Origin of the sequence: Paenibacillus sp. RS8, from assembly GCF_041956825.1 — a bacterium.
Taxonomy (GTDB): Bacteria; Bacillota; Bacilli; order Paenibacillales; family Paenibacillaceae; genus Paenibacillus_AQ.
Window position 1 is genome coordinate 1651311 of sequence record NZ_CP168131.1, and the last position, 18467, is coordinate 1669777.

The window sequence follows — 18467 nt, forward strand, 5'->3', positions numbered from 1 at the left end:
TTTAAATAGGAGATGACAAACTGTTTCCATTTTGTGACTATTCAATGGTGGATCATGCGTGCTTCAGGAGGTATAAAAGAGTAGAGATTGAAAGCGAGGGTATATATACAATAGGAGGTGTCACTATGAACTGGACGAAAAAGATTCACAGAACGACAATAACCGCCCTTTCGGCGACGTTAATAATGGCTTCAGGCTGGGGTGCATCAGCTTCTTCTGTACATGCTGCGGCATCAGCCACGCCTGCGGCTTGCGGCACTGGAGACCATGGGCTACTACAGTCTCTGCAAAATAAGCATTCAGGAGACGTATCCACACCGCTTACCTTTTCTGATGTTCAGTTTTTGAATGGAGATATCGGACGGGCAGCAGGTAATGGATTTATGATTGGCACTTCTGATGGAGGCTGCAATTTTCAAGCGATTTATGAAGGCCAATGGAGCCTTAAACAGATTGATTTTCCCGATAACGTGCATGGTTTTGCCCTTGCTTCTGTAGAAGACGGTCAAGCTCGATATTTAATCAGTACCTCTAATGGCGGCTCAGAATGGAAAAGACTTTCGAATAAAGCGGTTAGCTTTGAAAGAATCGATTTTATCGACAGTAAGATTGGTTTCGGGTATAACAGGGCATCAACGTATTACACCAAGGACGGGGGACTTAGCTGGAGTAAGATTTCAACCCCATCCAATACACGCGGTGCTTATTTCAGTGATCGTAATACCGGCTGGGCCGTTGTAACTGTGCCTGGAACCGGCTACCGGGTAATGAAGACTACAGATGGTGGCAAAACTTGGAGTTTATCGTTAAAGGTAGCCTTTACCGATCCAGAGTATGGGCAAATCACTTCAAAGGGAGATCAAGTTGATGTGGTTCTCTTTGGCGGCTCAGGGATGAGTCAAACCTCATACTCCCTATATACAAGTACGAGTAAGGGAAAAAGCTGGAATAGAGTGATCGCTCAGGAAACTGCTGGGGGTGGGCCTGCTCCGGGTAGTGGAGAAGCTGTAGTAAATAAAGGGCCTGCGTCTGGCAGACCGGGAAATTTGGAGCTGATAGGGAACAGTACGACCTTCTTGGTGGGTTATTCCGACGCAGCAGAAAAAGTAGCGGTAGGACGCACGTATAACGGTGGTAAGCAGTGGACCAAACTTCCGGCGATTGCTGGGTATGATGGGGTAATCTCTTTCACTAGTAATAAAGAAGGCTGGCTGGCCGTTCGCGAGCGCGATTATGCATCGTTATATGTAACGAAAGATGGTGGCGCTTCTTGGCAGCTTAGGTTTTCGTTAAAAATTCTGTCCTTGTAATCGGTGATTTGTAAAGGTAGTAAGCGAGTTAACAGAGCGTTATAGTTAACTAGACGGTTCCTGAGGGGACCGTTTTTTTGTGATTATGAAGCCGGGTGCACTCATGTGCAGTTTTACTACATGTTCCAAGTGTGCTTTTATCCATCAATATGGTAAAATTTTATGAGCTAAGCTAGATCTATTGGATTCAAAGATTGAAATGCTTCTTTGAACTGGATATAGTGTACAATGGGAAAGCGAATAGGCCTTTGATAAAATATAAAAATGTTTAAGTTTCACGATAGACGTTTTTCTTATGCAGAATGCAGAGGCTTGCAGAATGGAGGAACGTGTGATGCCCGAATTACAGTCTGACAAATATGACGTCTCTATTACGCTCGTAAGCCTTCAAGAGGGTCAACGGAATGTTATGAAAGCGAATGGAGAGGTAGTATCCAAAGGACCGCATCTATATATTCAATATGAAGAGTTAGAGCAGGGCCCTCGAGGAGAAGAAGTTTCTGTTCGTACAACAATAAAGATTGCAGGCAATCAGCTAAAGCTAATCCGCCACGGTGGGATACAGTCGGAACAGAGCTTTCAATCTGGACGGCGTCTACCGGGATTTTATCGTTCGCCATATACACAGTTTAATCTTTCTACAGAAACGAACAAGCTGGACGTGGTTCGCGAAGGGCGTTCCTTAACGGTCGAATGGGAATATGATTTGTACGTTTACGATGAATTGTCAGGAAAGTTTGCTATTAGTTTGCATATACAGGAGGAACCGAAATTATGACACAGAGAAAGAATCCGTTGGAGCTTGTAAATGAACGGGTAAAAGAAGCCATTGCCGATGCAATTGTGAATGCAGGAATTGTTGCACCGGAAGAGGTTCCGGATATCGTACTGGAAGTACCAAGAGATAAGGCACATGGTGATTTGGCTACGAACGCTGCTATGCAGTTGACCAAAATCGCAAAACGTAATCCGCGCCAGATTGCTGAGGCAATTATAGAACATTTGGATACAAGCAGCGCTTCTATTGAAAAGGCTGAGATTGCCGGACCAGGCTTTATTAACTTTACGTTGTCCAAGAATTATTTGTACCCAATTATCAGCCTTGTTGCTGAGCAGGGTGATGATTATGGCCGTATTAACATCGGTCAAGGTCAGAAGGTTGAAATGGAATTCGTCAGTGCCAATCCAACGGGTAGCCTTCATTTAGGACATGCTCGTGGTGCTGCTGTCGGCGATGCGCTTTGCAATGTACTCGATTATGCAGGCTATCAGGTGACAAGGGAATATTATATTAATGATGCCGGTAACCAAGTAGTCAACCTGTGTAAATCCATTGAAACTCGTTACCTGCAGGAGCTGGGCCAAGAAGCAGAAATGCCTGAAGACGGTTACCATGGCGAGGACATTAAGGGATTTGCTAAAGAGCTTGTGGCTGAAAAGGGTGATACACTGCTCGAAATGAGCCCAAGTGACCGCGCAGCTTTTTTCCGGACCTATGGACTTAATAAAGAGCTCGATAAAATCAAACGCGATCTGGGGCTATTCCGCGTAAACTTCGATATTTGGTTCAGTGAGACTTCGCTGTACGAGAACGGAGAAGTGTTACGCTCGCTAGACGAGCTTCGTGATCGTGGAGAAGTATATGAGCAGGATGGGGCAACCTGGCTGCAAACGACTAAGTATGGCGATGATAAAGACCGCGTTCTGATTAAGAACGATGGCACATATACCTACCTTACACCGGACATTGCTTATCACAGCGATAAGTATGGCCGCGGTTACGATAAAATGATTAACATTTGGGGTGCGGATCATCATGGCTATATTCCGCGGATGAAAGCAGCGATGGCAGCACTTGGCAATGATCCTGAGAAGCTAGTGGTTCTGATTGCTCAGATGGTCAGTCTGTTCCAGAATGGTGAAAAGGTTAAAATGTCGAAGCGTACCGGCAAAGCGGTTACGATGGAAGATTTGATGGAGGAAGTAGGAATCGACGCGATTCGATATTTCTTCACCATGCGTAGCATGGATTCCCATCTCGATTTCGATATGGATTTGGCGATCTCTACTTCTAATGAGAACCCTGTATTCTACGTTCAATATGCGCATGCACGTATCTGCAGTATCTTCCGTCAGGCAGAAGAGCAAGGGATCTCCATTCCTGATTACGCTGAGATTGACTTCTCCAAGCTGACAGCAGTGCATGAATATGACTTGCTGCGCAAAATTGGTGAGCTCCCAGCAGAAATTGCTGTTGCTGCGGAAGGTTATGCTCCACATCGCCTCATCCGTTATGTATATGAGCTGGCTGCGATGTTCCACAGTTATTATAAAGCTGAACGTGTAATTACAGAGGATGCCGCTCAAACAGTAGCCCGTCTTGCCCTGCTTGGCGCTGCGCGCACTACCATTGCTAATGTCCTGCGTCTTGTCGGTGTTTCTGCACCGGATCGCATGTAATTCAACATCAAACGACAAAAAATCCGCCTTCCGGTTCCCCCGGAGGCGGATTTTATTTTGTGCCGTTCTTCGCATCGGCACAAGCTGCGCTCACGTCAGAGTGACCCACCCGGTGCCCGGGTAGGGTCTATACGTTCGCGGAGACCGCCCGCTTGGCCCTAACTCCTGCTTTCAGCAGGCGTAGGGCATCGGCAGCGCCGCCGCCAAGGGATGCGCGTCGCTGCCCCTTGCGCAGCCGCACCGGGGATGCGGTGCGCCGCAAGAGCAGCTTCAGCTCCCTTGGCGAGAGCCCCGGTCGCACCGCGAGCAGCAGTGCAGCGGCTCCCGTAACATGCGAGGTCGCCATGGAGGTGCCGCTCATCTCTTTGTAGCCCTCCTTCAGCCAACAGGAGGGCACGCCTTCGCCGGGGCCGTATACATCGATGTAAGAACCGCGGTTGCTGAAGCCGGCAACACGATGTCTTTTATCGATGGCACCCACGGCAATCGTCTCAGGATAACGTGCGGGGTAGTCTCCGCCACGCTTGCCATCATTCCCGGAGGAGGCAATGATAGCGATTCCGGCTCGGTACGCTTTTATAACCACATTATGAAGTGCTTTGCTTCTAGTTTTCATTCCGAAGCTCATATTGATGATATCGATTCTGTTCTGCACACACCAATCAATGCCCAGTACTATGTCCGACACATAGGCGGAGCCGCTATGATCAAAGGCCTTGACTGGATATAGCAACGCTCGTGGAGCTACGCCCATCATCCCGCGTGTTCCGCCTGCCGCGGCAAGCGTGCCGGCGATGTGAGTCCCGTGTCCATTATCATCTAGCGGCAACATCCCGCGGTGTAGTAAGTTGACCCCAGAGGCTAATGAATGCTTCAGATCGGGATGGCGGTAATCAGCACCTGTGTCGATTACGCCGATTTTAACGTGAACTCCAGTTGATTTAGACCATGCCTGAGGGGCATGAATGGCTTTCACTCCCCATGGGAGTGTGGCGGTTCCGCTCTTTTCGTTAGCTATAGAATGGATTTGTATTTGTAGATCTTCTTCAACATTTAGAAGGTCTGCAAATCGGCTTATTAGTTTTCCAGCTCCGGCAGCAGGCACAAAGAAGGCCCGAATCAGCGGAGATACCTGCACTTGCCGCAGCTCAGGCTGCTTCGCTTTCAGAGCCTTCCATTGTGTAAATGCTCCGGCATACTGGCGGGGATCATTGAAGGTAAGAATACGCCGCTCACCATTGTTGGGGGCAACCGATATTTCTTCAAGAAGCATGTGCCAAAATTTGTGATAGTCCATAGGATTTGCTGTCCCCTCCTCGGTGCCCTGCTGCCATATTGTATGAGTGGAAGAGGGGGTCCGAATGGGAACTTGCCCTTTTTTAACGAAATGGGCTGCCCATCGTGTCAAAAGACGGCGCTTTACATAAAATAGACAGAAGAGATTAACACTCTCTTTGTAACATCACGTAAGGAGCCGATCCTTGGCGTGGATACAGTCATGCGCGGAGGGTTTCCTCCGCCTTTTTTAATAATAAAAGGGAGTATGGGTACATATGTTTTAGATTTATTATTCTTCAAGATAGAGACAGGTTTCTGCTACGGATAAGTGCTGGAGGGCTCTTTCTGTTAGCTGATACCGCTTTTGACTTGCAATTTGTTGTCAAATAGGTTTTACTTAGTTTTGTTAATGGATATTATTGAAATAAACCGTAATGTGAACAATGCGTGAGAGGAAGTGTCCTTTAGTGAGTACGCCACTCAATTTAAAGCTAGACCCTGAGAAAGTTAAAGAAATGCCGATGGTGGATTTGGCTTTTCTAGTCCTTAAGGCCGCCAATACACCCTATTATTACCGTGATCTGATGGTCGAGGTAGCCAAGCTGCGCGGCATGACCGATCAACAAAGCCAAGATACTATTGCCCAGTTATATACCGAGATTAACATTGATGGGCGTTTTGCCTGTGTTGGAACCAACCTTTGGGGATTGAAACGCTGGTATCCTCTAGAGCGTTCTGATGATCCGGTTGGTAACACCAAACGCGTACGTATCATCAACGATGAAGACGACGATTTGGAAGACGACGACTTTGCTGAAGAAGAAGAAAACTACGCTGCAGAAGAAGAGGATTTTGACGCTATCGACGAAGATCGCGACGACCTCTATTCCGACGACGACAGCGAAGAAGAAGTCGACGAAGATGTCGTGATCGATGAAGATGACATAGACGAAGATGACACAGATGAAGACGATGCAGAAGATGACTCAGATGAGGATGCCGAAGCTGACGAGTAAGATAAATAATTTCAAAGAGTCTCGCTGATGGTATAATTCCTCCCTTGACAGTGGGGGATCGTCAGAGTAAACTATTGCATGGGCTTATCATGTAAGTTAATAAACGCGTTTTTTAAAATAAAAAGTGCCCCGGTTCTACGGGTGTCACTTTTTTGTTTTTTTAGATGCAAAGTAGCTGTAGTTTTATGTAATTCGCGGGACGACGCCTTATGTTTTCCCCGGTGTATTAAACTTTTGATTTCCCCTGTTTTGATGATAGTAAAACGGGTTACGATAAACACCATGCGCCGCTTTTATGTCTGGACTTTATTTAGGAGGGTTTTACAGTGACAAAGTATATTTTTGTAACGGGTGGCGTTGTGTCTTCCCTGGGCAAGGGCATTACAGCCGCTTCGCTGGGCAGGCTGCTCAAAAACAGAGGTCTAAAGGTAACGATTCAGAAATTTGATCCGTATCTTAACGTAGACCCTGGAACAATGAGTCCTTATCAGCACGGTGAAGTATTCGTAACAGATGACGGTGCGGAGACTGACCTTGACCTTGGACACTATGAACGGTTTATTGATATTAATCTGTCAAAGAACAGCAATGTAACGACAGGCAAGATCTATTCATCCGTAATCAGCAAGGAACGTCGTGGAGAGTATTTGGGCGGAACTGTACAAGTTATCCCACACATTACGAATGAGATCAAAGAACGCGTGTTCCGCGCAGGCCGCGAGACCAACTCTGATGTTGTAATCACAGAGATTGGTGGAACCGTAGGTGATATTGAAAGTCTTCCGTTCCTAGAAGCCATTCGTCAAATCAAGAGTGATATCGGACGGGAAAATGTGATGTATATCCACGTAACCTTGATCCCTTATATCAAGGCTGCTGGAGAAGTGAAGACAAAACCGACACAACACAGTGTAAAAGAGCTGCGCAGTATCGGTATTCAACCGAATGTCATCGTGTGCCGTACGGAATATGAACTTTCCGCAGATATGAAAGCAAAGATCGCACTCTTTTGCGATATTGATGCTAATGCTGTCGTGGAATGCCGCGATGCTTCAACATTGTATGAAGTTCCATTGAATCTTCGTGATGAAGGATTGGACGAGATTGTTGTTAACCATCTGAAGCTTACAACACCTGCGCCAGATATGCGTGAATGGGAAAGTATGCTTGAGCGGATTCAGAAGCTAGAGAAAACAGTGGAAATTGCGATTGTTGGTAAGTATGTAGCTTTGCATGACGCTTATTTGAGTGTTGTTGAGTCACTTTCACACGCAGGTTTTGCTTCCAATGCAGAAGTTAAACTTCGCTGGGTCAATGCAGAAGAAATCACAGATGAGAACGTGGACGAAATGCTGCGCGGTGTTGGCGGTATTCTAGTTCCTGGTGGTTTCGGTGATCGGGGAATTGAAGGCAAAATCTCCGCGATTCGTTATGCCCGTGAGAAATTGATACCTTTCTTCGGAATTTGCCTAGGTATGCAAGTTTCCGTAATCGAATATGGCCGTTCTGTTCTAGGTCTAAAAGGTGCGAATAGCTCCGAAATCGATCCGAACACACCGTATCCACTGATCGATTTGCTTCCTGAGCAAAAGGATATTGAAGATATGGGCGGTACTATGCGTCTTGGTTTGTATCCTTGTAAGATTGCTGAGGGTTCCCTGGCAATGTCTTGCTACGATGATGAACTGGTATACGAGCGTCACCGTCACCGGTATGAGTTCAATAACACGTACCGTGATGAGATTGAAAAAGCAGGTCTGGTTATTTCCGGAACCTCACCAGATGGTCGTTTGGTCGAAATTGTAGAACTTCCTGGACATCCATGGTTCTTGTCGGTTCAATTCCATCCGGAATTCACTTCACGTCCGAACCGTCCACAACCATTGTTCCGTGAATTTGTCAAAGCTTCTTTAACTCATTCCGAACAGCAATAGGTTGTAAACATAATCGTAACTTACGTGCGAGTTTTTAATTAAATCTGAAGAGCCTCCTATTGGAGGCTCTTTTTTTAATTATTAGAATGTATAAGTTGTTCACCGATCTTTTATGTCCAATATTTCTCGCTTAAACGCTTACTATCCTTATAAGGACGCCGAAGGCATTTATGCTTGTTTACCCATTTTGGAGAGTTCCGAAAATAACATCACTGCAATTCAGGCTCTTTATTTACCCATTTTATCCAATTAGAAGGATTTGGGCATTGAAGCACGAATAATAGGTTTCGTATGGAGTTAATTTCTGAAGGGGCCGTTAGCTGTGGAGAGCGCGGTATAGTCAATCTGGCTTAATCTCTGGGAGGGTGTTATATGGAAAAAAAGAAAGTGTTAATTGTCGATGATCAGAATGGGATTCGGATTCTTCTTATGGAAGTATTTAATAGCGAAGGATATACGACATTTCAAGCAGCTAACGGAAAACTGGCCTTAGACATTGTTCGCAGCGAGTCTCCTGACTTGGTTCTGCTCGATATGAAAATACCGGGAATGGATGGACTCGAGATTTTGAAGCATCTGAAAGAGCTGAATCCGTCCATTAAGGTCATTATGATGACGGCTTACGGAGAACTGGACATGATTAAGGAGGCTACCAAGCTAGGCGCATTGATGCATTTTACAAAGCCATTTGACATAGACGAAATGCGGGTAGCGGTCAATATGCATCTTCATAATAAGTCAGTAGATCAATGCAGTTAAAGTGACATTTCCTGTATTGATCCTATTTGGTTATGGTGATTATAACCAGGTTGAGTCTAATTGCTATACGGGCTGGATAAAAATCGTCCCACCGGGACATTTTTTTGTTTATCCTATTTAGTATTTGACTCAGGATGTGTTATAATAAGCCTGTATGTGATGTCGGTTTAAAAACATAGCCAACCAACATTCTTAGGAGGATGAAACCATGCCATTAGTATCTATGACAGACATGTTGAACAAAGCACTTGAAGGAAAATACGCAGTAGGTCAGTACAACATTAACAACTTGGAGTGGACTCAAGCTATTCTTGGTGCCGCTGAACAAGAAAAATCACCAGTAATTCTTGGTGTATCCGAAGGCGCAGCACGTCACATGGGCGGCTTCACTACTGTTGTTAAGATGGTAGAAGGTCTAATTATCGATATGAATATCACAGTTCCTGTAGCTATCCACCTTGACCATGGATCAAGCTTTGATAAATGTAAGGCAGCAATTGATGCTGGATTTACATCCGTAATGATCGACGGTTCCCACCACCCAATCGATGAGAATATTGATATGACTAAAAAAGTCGTTGAATATGCTCATGCTAAAGGTGTTTCCGTAGAAGCAGAAGTAGGTACTGTTGGTGGACAAGAAGACGACGTTATCGGCGGCATCATGTATGCTAAGCTGGATGAGTGCGTTCGTATTGTTAAAGAAACAGGTATCGACACTTTGGCTCCTGCTCTAGGTTCTGTTCATGGTCCTTACCATGGTGAGCCTAACCTCGGATTCAAAGAAATGGAAGAAATCCGTGACGCTACTAACATCCCAATGGTTCTTCATGGTGGTACAGGTATTCCTGAACATGACATCAAGAAAGCTATCTCCCTGGGTACTTCCAAAATTAACGTAAACACTGAGAACCAAATCGTGTTTGCAAAAGTTGTTCGCGAAGTTCTAGCTGCTAAACCGGATGCTTATGATCCACGTACATTCATCGCACCAGGTCGCGACGCAATCAAAGAAACTGTTATCGGTAAAATTCGCGAATTTGGATCCAACAACAAAGCCTAATCATTGTTAGCTTCCGCCATAGGTGGACAAGCAATTTGTAAAGGGCAGGGTTTAGCTCTGCCCAGTTGAATAGTTTGATGAGGAAAGCACACCGCTTAGCCGGTGTCTTTCCATTTTCATCACTAAAAGTCCACAGCACGTATTGCCCGCACAGCTGCAATACACGTAGGGGGAAATTGATAAATCTATGGAAAAATTAATGATTGGCGGTGGACGTCCGCTAGAGGGCGTTGTAACCATCAGTGGAGCAAAGAATAGTGCTATTGCACTTATTCCTGCGGCGATTTTGGCCGAATCTGAAGTTGTTCTTGATAATTTACCGTCCCTTAGTGATGTAGCCGTTTACTCTGAAATCTTGCAAGAGCTTGGCGCAAGTGTATCTTGGTCAGGCAACCAGATGAAAATTGATCCTTCGCGTATTGTATCTATACCTATGCCTAATGGTTCGGTTAAGAAACTTCGAGCCTCATATTATATGATGGGAGCTCTGCTTGGAAGATTCAAAGAAGCGACAATAGGTCTTCCTGGTGGTTGTAATTTCGAACCTCGTCCAATCGATCAGCATATCAAGGGATTCGAGGCACTGGGAGCAACAGTTACAAACGAACATGGTTCTATCCACTTATATGCTGAAGAGCTACGCGGCGCGAAGATTTATTTAGACGTATCAAGCGTAGGTGCCACTATTAACATCATGCTGGCGGCTTCACGTGCCAAAGGCTCCACAATTATTGAAAATGCGGCTAAAGAGCCTGAGATTATAGATGTAGCAACCCTATTGAACTCTATGGGCGCTGTTATTAAAGGCGCTGGTACAGAAACCATCCGAATCGAAGGGGTCTCGGAAATGCACGGCTGCCGTCACTCCATTATTCCCGATCGGATTCAAGCAGGAACTTATATGATTGCCGCTGCGGCTACGCGTGGTAATGTGTTGATAGATAACGTTATTCCTAAGCACTTGGAAGCATTAACGGCCAAGCTTTTAGAGATGGGCGTTGATATTGAAGAGCTTGATGAAAGTATTCGTGTTATAGGTAGAGCTAAATATGAACATGCAGATGTCAAAGCGCTGACCTATCCTGGCTTTCCTACAGATTTACAATCTCCTATGACAAGTATGTTGACGCAGGCAGAAGGTGTTAGTGTTCTTAGTGATTTCGTCTACAGCAACCGTTTTAAGCATGTGCCAGAATTGGTACGAATGGGCGCAAAGATTCGCGTAGAAGGCCGTTCTGCTATTATTGAGGGTGGTAAGCTTAATGCTGCAAAAGTAAAAGCGACCGATCTACGGGCAGGTGCTGCTCTTGTTATTGCTGGGTTGACGGTAGAGGATGGAATCACCGAGGTGACCGGTGTAGAATATATTGACCGTGGTTATGATAATTTAGTGAGTAACCTTCGACAACTAGGTGCTCATGTTTGGCGTGAGAACGAATAAAATTAGGATATCCCGTTTGGAGGGAGGTTTATTTGCTGATTTACCGCATATATCCTTCCAAATTGGGTATTAATATCCTAACGGGCATTTTAATAGACTCATCATTTTGCCTAGTAGATAGACTAGGGCGAACTCATTTAAAAATTGAATAGGTGGTTATTACATGGATCTTCAAATTTCCGATTTGGAAGAAATGAAGCTGACCGAGTTGTATAAGCTGGCCAAGAAATACCAGATTCCTTATTACGGACAGCTGAAGAAACGGGAACTGATCTTTGCGATCCTTCGGGCACAGGCAGAGCAAAGCGGTCTTATGTTTATGGAAGGCGTACTGGAAATTCTACCCGAGGGCTATGGATTTCTAAGGCCGATTAACTATTTGCCCAGCGCTGAAGATATTTATATCTCAGCCTCACAAATTCGGAAGTTTGATCTCAGAAGCGGAGATCTTGTATCTGGGAAATGCCGGACGCCGAAAGAAAATGAACGATATTTTGGCCTGCTTCAAGTCAATGCCGTTAATGGTGAGAACCCTGCTAGCGCAGCGGAGCGACTTCATTTTCCAGCATTAACACCACTTTATCCGCAAGACAAGCTACCGCTTGAAACATCCCCTACTCATTTGTCTACCCGAATAATGGATTTGCTCGCTCCTGTAGGTTTGGGGCAGCGGGGTTTGATTGTAGCACCTCCTAAAGCAGGAAAAACGCTCCTCTTGAAAGAAATTGCCAATAGTATTTCCACTAATAATCCTGAGATTGAGCTCTTTGTATTGCTAATAGATGAACGTCCTGAAGAAGTAACCGATATGCAACGTTCTGTAAAAGGCGAAGTGGTTGCATCGACGTTTGATGAGCTTCCAGAGAATCATATTAAAGTGGCCGAACTTGTGTTGCAAAGGGCTCTTCGTTTAGTTGAGCACAAGAAGGACGTAGTTATTCTTTTAGATAGCATTACCCGTCTGGCGCGTGCGTATAATCTTGTGGTTCCGCCATCTGGACGCACACTTAGCGGAGGGATTGACCCAGCAGCGTTTCATCGACCGAAGCGGTTTTTTGGCTCTGCACGGAATGTGGAAGAGGGCGGTTCACTGACTATTTTAGCAACGGCCTTAATTGATACCGGGTCACGTATGGATGACATTATTTATGAAGAGTTTAAGGGTACCGGTAACATGGAGCTTCATTTGGACCGCAAATTGGCAGAACGCCGTATTTTCCCTGCTATTGATATTCGCCGTTCAGGTACACGCCGGGAAGAAGTACTCTTGAGCAAAGAAGAGCTTGATACGATCTGGGCGATTCGCAAAAACATGAATGAATCCTACGATTTTGTGGAGGGATTCATCAAAAAGCTGCGTGATACAAAGACTAATGCTGAATTCTTAGCCTCCTTTGACGTTGCGGGAGCTAAACAATCACCAAATGGAACTGCAAGCAGCGGAGGAACTTCCAACAGTGGTACAGCTGCTCGTCGCACAACACGGGCGAAGACTTCTTCAGTACCTACAACTTGAGAATTGATAATAAGAGGAGACTAACATGTATTTGGTATATGCCGACGGGCAAGGAAACGTATATGATCATCCTGAACTGTACGGGCTAGCCCGTAGTGGGGATATGATCGTTGAAATACTGGAGGAAGAGTTGATTCCGCTGCCTGAAGGCGCTACTCTTGTGGGCTTGCCTAGTACACGGGCGGTGGGTATGGATCCTGAAACCGGTGAAATGATGTCGCTGCCAGAAGGTTCGCAGGCTGTAGGGGCTTTGTTGCCTCAGGGCTATACTCGCTTGTGTCTTCCTGGCTATGTGAAGACAGACAAGTCTTACAAGCTTCCTCTGTTTGGGTATTCGGCTGTAGTGTGGAAGGATGGCGGGTTCTATGTTGCGGCGGACCCAACTGATAATCCGGAAAAGTGGAATCCACTGAACTGTGATAAACAGGACCTTGAGGTAAGTGTTGGTGAATTAACTGCCAAATATCCTGATAACCGTCTTTATGAGCATCTTTCTAACTGTGCGCTTGGTTATGAATGCCTCACTTCCTCCAATACCTTTTTAGGGCGTTGGGAGGGCGGCGTGCCTGTCTCTTATTCATGTAATGCTGGATGTTTTGGCTGTATTTCTGAGCAACCTGATGATAGTGGTTTTGTATCTCCGCAGACTCGGATGAATTTCCGACCAACCGTCAATGAAATTTCACAAGTTATGCTGGAGCATTTGACGACGCCTGAATCGATAATCAGTTTTGGACAAGGCTGTGAAGGGGAACCTTCTACGCAGGCAAAACTTATTATAGAAGCAATTCGTGAAGTGCGCTCAATTACTGACATGGGCTACATCAATATCAATACCAATGCTGGCTTAAGCGATCATATTCGTGGAATCGTCGATGCTGGGCTGGATTTGATGCGTGTCAGCACGATCAGTGCCCTAGATGATCATTACAATGCTTATTACAAACCGCGTGGCTACACATTGGCTAATGTAGAGAAGTCTTTAAAATATGCAGCCTCGCAAGGTGTATACACATCGATCAACTATCTGATATTCCCTGGAGTGACTGATCGCGAGGAAGAGATTGAAGCGATGGTAGAGTTTGTAAGACGAACGGATCTGAAGCTTATTCAAATGCGTAATCTGAATATTGATCCTGAGAGTTATTTGGAGTTAATCCCCCCTGCTAAGGGTGAAATTCTTGGCATGAAGACGATGCTGGAAATTTTCCGGGATGAATTGCCGGATGTTGTTATTGGTTCCTACACACATGTACCACCGGCAAATATGGCTCGAGTAAAGCAACGGCAACCCAACATCTAATAGAGTGAATGTACCAATGAATTACCAATGAAACATATTGATCAATTGAATTTTTCGTGCTAAAATACCACAGTGTAATCATATAACTCTGGGTCCGCATGAGGCTTAGGGCATGAGAGGTGAAATTCAAAATGCAAGCAGCAATTCAACCAAAGTATAACTTAACTAAGGTAACCTGCGCGTGTGGCAACTCTTTCGAAGCTGGCTCTGTTAAACAAGAGCTTCGTGTTGAAATTTGCTCCAGCTGCCATCCTTTCTTCACTGGCAAGCAGAAGTTCCTGGATGCCGGCGGTCGCGTTGATAAATTCAAGAAGAAATACGGTATCTAATTGGAATAGCCGCTTAGCGGCTTAATGGTTAGATCGAGCCCCCAGCTTTCTCGCTGAGGGGCTCATTTTATGTCTTGGAGTTGATTTTTGTCTGATCGTGAGCTATACTTATCTTCGCCGTGCTAGACGGGGAGGTAGCGGTGCCCTGTAACTCGCAATCCGCTGTAGCGAGGTTGAATTCCTGTTAGAGGTGCTATCGATGTGAGGCCTTGGTTCCTACGGGCTGTGTTGACGGTTGGGTCCTCCGCAATGAGTGCTTATGAACCTGGTCAGGTCCGGAAGGAAGCAGCCATAAGTAAGTTTACTCTTGTGCCGGAGGGTGGCCTAGCCCGAGCAGTCATGTAGGGTTGCCGCTTGGATCGTAGTCATCAATAACAGGTGCACGGTTTATATTTCTGTTTATAACAGCATCTTTGCCACAAGCAAAGATGCTTTTTGTTTTTGGTCAATAGCCGATGAATATAGTATAATAAATTTGCGACAAATGCCGGGAAAGAGGCAGCCTAAGAGAGGGTAATGCATAGTGGAACATATCGCGCTGTACCGTGCTTGGCGGCCGCAGTCGTTTCAAGACATGGTTGGACAACAGCACATTATCCAAACGCTGCAGAACGCAATTCGTGAACAGCGGGTTTCGCATGCCTATCTGTTCAGTGGTCCGCGCGGAACGGGTAAGACAAGTGCTGCTAAAGTCTTAGCGAAAGCGGTCAATTGTGAACGAGGGCCAGGTCCGGAGCCTTGCAACGAGTGTCCTTCCTGCTTGCGAATCACTGCGGGCAATGTGATGGATGTGCAGGAAATAGATGCGGCATCGAACCGGGGTGTAGAAGAAATTCGTGATCTCCGGGATAAGGTGAAATATGCACCTACCGAGGTGCGCCGTAAAGTGTATATTATTGATGAAGTGCATATGCTGACAACAGAAGCATTTAATGCGCTATTAAAGACATTGGAGGAACCGCCGTCACATGCAATGTTTATCCTTGCGACTACGGAACCTCATAAATTACCAGCGACGATCATCTCTCGTTGTCAGCGCTTTGATTTCCGTAGAGTAGCTTTGGAAGAACAGACAGCTCATCTAAGCGCTATCTGTGAGAAGGAAGGGATTACAGCCGATGTTAACGCATTGCAGTATATTGCCCGTCTTTCTGATGGAGGTATGCGTGATGCAGTGAGTTTGCTGGATCAGATTTCATCTTTTACAGATGGCAAAGTTACGTACGAACAAGTGCTTGGGATGACCGGAGGGATACCCTCTGAGCAATTTGCACGTCTTGCAACTGCTATCCTGGAGGGTGATATGGGTCTTCTTCTGGAGCTTGTTGAACAGCTTATGCATGAAGGTAAGAGTGCTGATAAATGTCTAGAGAATCTTATGTATTATTTCCGTGATTTATTGATGATTAAGATGGTACCCGGGGCCGACCAACTGACTGAGCGAGTGCTTAATCCCGCTGAATTTAAAGATATGGCCACCGCATTTTCTCGGGATCGTCTGTTTCAGATCGTTGATACACTTAATAAGTACCTAGGTGAAATGAAGTATGCTACACATCCGCAGACGTTGTTTGAAGTTGCGTTGATGAAGCTTTGTAGCTTGCAGCAAGATGAAGGTGAGACTGTAACAGCTGCTCCGTTAGGTGCATTGCAGCCTGGATCAGGGGCAAATGCACCTGTGGTGCACTCTGGCGAATTGGATCTGCTCAAGAAACAGATTGCTGCGCTGGAGAAAAAGCTGGAACAGGCGTTGCAGTCCGGCGGCGTTTCTGGAGGTGGGCGAGATGGTGCCTCTTCTGCGAAATCGCATCTGGCTCCAAGTTCTGCGCCGAGAATATCTGCAAGCTCCAAAATGCCTCCAAATGTAGATAAGTTCATTGCTGGTAAAGATAGTCCTGATTTTGCAGCTATCTACAAACAGTGGAGTCTTGTCTTGCAAGGGGTAAAAGAGGAGAAAGTAACGGTTCATGCGTGGTTTGTAGACGGTGAGCCTGTATCAGTAATGGACGATGCAGTGCTTGTTGCATTCAAGAACACGATTCATCGCGATACAACGGAGAAGCCGGCCAACAGACAGGTCATTGAGAATGTGTTTGCAGCACGTCTTGGTAAACCTTATAAACTGGTAACTATTATGCAACGCGACTGGAACGAAGCTGCTCAGAAGTCAGTGGGACAGCCTGGCAAAGAAGAATTACGGCTAGAACATGAACATGACACTGCAGAAGCGAAATCTGAACCTTGGATTGATGAGGCTATCCAGCTTTTTGGAGAAGACCTTGTTGTCATAAAAGAGTAATGTAAGCATACTAGCGCAGATAGCGCATCCCAAAGGAGAGATGATGTATGAATAATATGAACCAAATGATGAAGCAAGTTAAGAAAATGCAGGAGCAAATGCTTAAAGCTCAAGAAGAGCTAGGTGGCAAAGTAATTGAGGGCTCATCTGGTGGCGGTGTAGTTACAGTTCAAGTGAATGGTCACAAAAAATTGCTTTCTATTCAAATTAAGCCGGAAGCTGTTGATCCGGAAGATGTTGAAATGCTGCAAGATTTAGTAATTACTGCGGTTAATGATGCTTTGACTCAAGCTGAAGAGCTTGCAAACAATGATATGGGTAAATTTACTGGTGGAATGAAGATCCCAGGTTTGTTCTAATCACTCACTCCACTTTCGTTTAAAGGAGAATAATAAATTTGTATTATCCCGAACCGCTAGCCAAGCTGATCGATGCTTTTACGCGCTTGCCCGGGATTGGGCCTAAGACAGCCGCCCGGTTAGCCTTTCATGTGCTTAACATGAAAGAGGATGACGTCATTGATTTTGCTAAAGCGCTAGTAAGCGTCAAACGTAATCTTCATTATTGCTCTGTCTGCTGTAATATTACGGATACTGACCCGTGTAAGATATGTCAGGACAAAACTAGAGATCCTTCAGTAATCTGTGTGATCCAAGACTCCAAGGATTTGGTGGCAATAGAACGAACCAAAGAGTTTAATGGGTATTATCACGTTCTTCAGGGTGCGATTTCACCTATGGAAGGTATAGGTCCTGATGATATTCGCTTGAAGGAATTATTGACTCGTTTGAGTGATGAAAGAGTAAGTGAGCTTATCATGGCGACCAACCCCAACATTGAGGGTGAGGCAACGGCGATGTATATTTCTCGTCTAGTTCGGCCGTTTGAGATTAAAATCACCAGAATAGCCCATGGCTTGCCTGTTGGTGGCGATCTTGAATACGCCGATGAGGTTACCTTGTCCAAGGCGTTAGAAGGCCGTCGTGAGCTATTCTAGTAGCTCTAAAGTTGTGTTTTTCAAAAGGAGGCCCCTTGGGCTTCCTTTTTTTTGTTCTAAGTTTGTCCCTATCCCGATATGAATGAGAATAACGAGATGTAATTTTGCATCGAAATTATTCTGAGGAGGAATTGGTAATGGGATGGTGGAGCGTGTTGTGGCGGGGCGTAGATAAAGAACAGGGAAGAAGAGAGTCTGAGGGTTGGGAAACGTTATTGGAGGTTCGCAAGGCGCATTCAGAGTGGGAGAGAGCGTACCTAATGTTTGATGAAGCGTTGGGTCAAGATCAAATAGATTACGCTATTTATATTCTGGAGGCGGCAGAGCGTAAATATCAGATACATCTCAAGCATGCAAAAAGCATGGGGTTAAATAGCAGTCAGATGTAGGCACTAGTCAAAAAAATATAAGGAGGATTATTATGCTAAGAATGTTAGCTATAGGAGTACTGGTCTTATCGGTTGTGTTGTTGAGTGTAATTGTGTTCCGAAAAAAACTTGGATTTGGATGGCTTAGTTTATTCGGCGCTCATTTGGTGCTAGCTGCGCTAGCGATATATGTAGTGAATTTCTCGGGGTTGATCACACAGGTTCATATTCCATTAAACCCCGCAACCATAGGCGCAGTAACGATTCTTGGCCTTCCAGGAGTAGTAATGTTAATGGGATTAAGAATAATTTTGTTTTAAAGCTTGACGTGGGTTTGAAAAATATGATACATTAATTCTCGCCCCTTTGGACAAGATGTTGATTAACAACTTGC

Annotated in this window: 17 protein-coding genes and 1 other RNA gene; 17 read left to right on the top strand and 1 reads right to left on the bottom strand. The window is 45.3% G+C overall.

Going from position 1 to position 18467, the window contains the following annotated elements; translation table 11 throughout:
* Positions 1-125 precede the first annotated feature (125 nt).
* From ACDZ28_RS08670 to argS, 3 genes are all read left to right on the top strand, one after another.
* Entirely contained in the window at positions 126-1310 is a 1185-nt protein-coding gene (locus tag ACDZ28_RS08670; RefSeq protein WP_375104450.1) for a hypothetical protein, read from the top strand.
* A 334-nt stretch (positions 1311-1644) separates the two neighbouring features.
* Complete coding sequence (locus ACDZ28_RS08675; RefSeq protein WP_042123221.1) at positions 1645-2088, top strand: DUF1934 domain-containing protein; 444 nt, start codon at positions 1645-1647, stop codon at positions 2086-2088.
* Positions 2085-3770: an arginine--tRNA ligase gene (gene argS, locus ACDZ28_RS08680; RefSeq protein WP_042123222.1), complete on the top strand. Its 1686-nt coding sequence runs from the start codon at positions 2085-2087 to the stop codon at positions 3768-3770. The genes ACDZ28_RS08675 and argS overlap by 4 nt, the downstream gene beginning before the upstream one ends.
* Before the next feature lie 127 nt (positions 3771-3897).
* Here the strand turns inward: argS and ACDZ28_RS08685 are convergent, their stop codons facing one another.
* Positions 3898-5067: a S8 family peptidase gene (locus ACDZ28_RS08685; protein WP_375105322.1), complete on the bottom strand. Its 1170-nt coding sequence runs from the start codon at positions 5065-5067 to the stop codon at positions 3898-3900.
* A gap of 448 nt (positions 5068-5515) precedes the next feature.
* On the opposite strand from ACDZ28_RS08685, the gene rpoE reads away from it, so the two are divergent.
* The 14 genes from rpoE to ACDZ28_RS08755 all read left to right on the top strand — a co-directional run bounded on the left by rpoE (position 5516) and on the right by ACDZ28_RS08755 (position 18393).
* Positions 5516-6064 (top strand): DNA-directed RNA polymerase subunit delta, encoded by a 549-nt coding sequence (gene rpoE, locus ACDZ28_RS08690; protein ID WP_042123225.1) that lies wholly within the window; start codon positions 5516-5518, stop codon positions 6062-6064.
* 326 nt (positions 6065-6390) lie between these two features.
* Complete coding sequence (locus ACDZ28_RS08695; protein WP_042123227.1) at positions 6391-7998, top strand: CTP synthase; 1608 nt, start codon at positions 6391-6393, stop codon at positions 7996-7998.
* 372 nt (positions 7999-8370) lie between these two features.
* Positions 8371-8757 carry a response regulator gene (locus ACDZ28_RS08700; protein ID WP_042123230.1) on the top strand — a complete coding sequence of 129 codons (387 nt, stop codon included), beginning with the start codon at positions 8371-8373 and terminating at the stop codon, positions 8755-8757.
* A gap of 208 nt (positions 8758-8965) precedes the next feature.
* On the top strand, positions 8966-9820 hold the full coding sequence (fba, locus tag ACDZ28_RS08705; RefSeq protein ID WP_036679934.1) for a class II fructose-1,6-bisphosphate aldolase: 855 nt from the start codon (positions 8966-8968) through the stop codon (positions 9818-9820).
* 187 nt (positions 9821-10007) lie between these two features.
* Positions 10008-11261: a UDP-N-acetylglucosamine 1-carboxyvinyltransferase gene (locus ACDZ28_RS08710; protein WP_375104451.1), complete on the top strand. Its 1254-nt coding sequence runs from the start codon at positions 10008-10010 to the stop codon at positions 11259-11261.
* A gap of 163 nt (positions 11262-11424) precedes the next feature.
* Positions 11425-12777 carry a transcription termination factor Rho gene (gene rho, locus ACDZ28_RS08715; protein ID WP_042123234.1) on the top strand — a complete coding sequence of 451 codons (1353 nt, stop codon included), beginning with the start codon at positions 11425-11427 and terminating at the stop codon, positions 12775-12777.
* Between the two features lie 25 nt (positions 12778-12802).
* Positions 12803-14080 carry a radical SAM protein gene (locus ACDZ28_RS08720; RefSeq protein WP_375104452.1) on the top strand — a complete coding sequence of 426 codons (1278 nt, stop codon included), beginning with the start codon at positions 12803-12805 and terminating at the stop codon, positions 14078-14080.
* 131 nt (positions 14081-14211) lie between these two features.
* Positions 14212-14409 carry a 50S ribosomal protein L31 gene (gene rpmE / locus ACDZ28_RS08725; protein WP_042123239.1) on the top strand — a complete coding sequence of 66 codons (198 nt, stop codon included), beginning with the start codon at positions 14212-14214 and terminating at the stop codon, positions 14407-14409.
* Between the two features lie 117 nt (positions 14410-14526).
* Positions 14527-14795: signal recognition particle sRNA large type (gene ffs, locus ACDZ28_RS08730), an RNA gene on the top strand.
* A gap of 137 nt (positions 14796-14932) precedes the next feature.
* Positions 14933-16708, top strand: a complete 1776-nt coding sequence (gene dnaX, locus ACDZ28_RS08735) for a DNA polymerase III subunit gamma/tau (protein ID WP_375104453.1) — start codon at positions 14933-14935, stop codon at positions 16706-16708.
* 47 nt (positions 16709-16755) lie between these two features.
* Positions 16756-17067: a YbaB/EbfC family nucleoid-associated protein gene (locus ACDZ28_RS08740; RefSeq protein WP_036679924.1), complete on the top strand. Its 312-nt coding sequence runs from the start codon at positions 16756-16758 to the stop codon at positions 17065-17067.
* A 38-nt stretch (positions 17068-17105) separates the two neighbouring features.
* Positions 17106-17705: a recombination mediator RecR gene (recR, locus tag ACDZ28_RS08745; RefSeq protein ID WP_042123249.1), complete on the top strand. Its 600-nt coding sequence runs from the start codon at positions 17106-17108 to the stop codon at positions 17703-17705.
* A 137-nt stretch (positions 17706-17842) separates the two neighbouring features.
* The gene (locus ACDZ28_RS08750; RefSeq protein ID WP_042123251.1) at positions 17843-18094 is read left to right on the top strand and encodes a DUF2508 family protein; all 252 of its coding nucleotides are present in this window, start codon (positions 17843-17845) and stop codon (positions 18092-18094) included.
* 41 nt (positions 18095-18135) lie between these two features.
* Entirely contained in the window at positions 18136-18393 is a 258-nt protein-coding gene (locus ACDZ28_RS08755; protein WP_375105323.1) for a pro-sigmaK processing inhibitor BofA family protein, read from the top strand.
* The last annotated feature ends 74 nt before the right edge of the window (positions 18394-18467 follow it).

Excerpts from the sequence above, each read along its gene's own strand:
- ACDZ28_RS08720 (WP_375104452.1), top strand. The coding sequence starts at position 12,803 with ATGTATTTGGTATATGCCGACGGGCAAGGAAACGTATATGATCATCCT.
- argS (WP_042123222.1), top strand. The coding sequence starts at position 2,085 with ATGACACAGAGAAAGAATCCGTTGGAGCTTGTAAATGAACGGGTAAAA.
- ACDZ28_RS08710 (WP_375104451.1), top strand. The coding sequence starts at position 10,008 with ATGGAAAAATTAATGATTGGCGGTGGACGTCCGCTAGAGGGCGTTGTA.
- ACDZ28_RS08670 (WP_375104450.1), top strand. The coding sequence starts at position 126 with ATGAACTGGACGAAAAAGATTCACAGAACGACAATAACCGCCCTTTCG.
- fba (WP_036679934.1), top strand. The coding sequence starts at position 8,966 with ATGCCATTAGTATCTATGACAGACATGTTGAACAAAGCACTTGAAGGA.
- ACDZ28_RS08685 (WP_375105322.1), bottom strand. The coding sequence starts at position 5,067 with ATGGACTATCACAAATTTTGGCACATGCTTCTTGAAGAAATATCGGTT.
- ACDZ28_RS08740 (WP_036679924.1), top strand. The coding sequence starts at position 16,756 with ATGAATAATATGAACCAAATGATGAAGCAAGTTAAGAAAATGCAGGAG.
- rpmE (WP_042123239.1), top strand. The coding sequence starts at position 14,212 with ATGCAAGCAGCAATTCAACCAAAGTATAACTTAACTAAGGTAACCTGC.
- ACDZ28_RS08750 (WP_042123251.1), top strand. The coding sequence starts at position 17,843 with ATGGGATGGTGGAGCGTGTTGTGGCGGGGCGTAGATAAAGAACAGGGA.
- ACDZ28_RS08755 (WP_375105323.1), top strand. The coding sequence starts at position 18,136 with ATGTTAGCTATAGGAGTACTGGTCTTATCGGTTGTGTTGTTGAGTGTA.
- rho (WP_042123234.1), top strand. The coding sequence starts at position 11,425 with ATGGATCTTCAAATTTCCGATTTGGAAGAAATGAAGCTGACCGAGTTG.
- ACDZ28_RS08675 (WP_042123221.1), top strand. The coding sequence starts at position 1,645 with ATGCCCGAATTACAGTCTGACAAATATGACGTCTCTATTACGCTCGTA.
- ACDZ28_RS08700 (WP_042123230.1), top strand. The coding sequence starts at position 8,371 with ATGGAAAAAAAGAAAGTGTTAATTGTCGATGATCAGAATGGGATTCGG.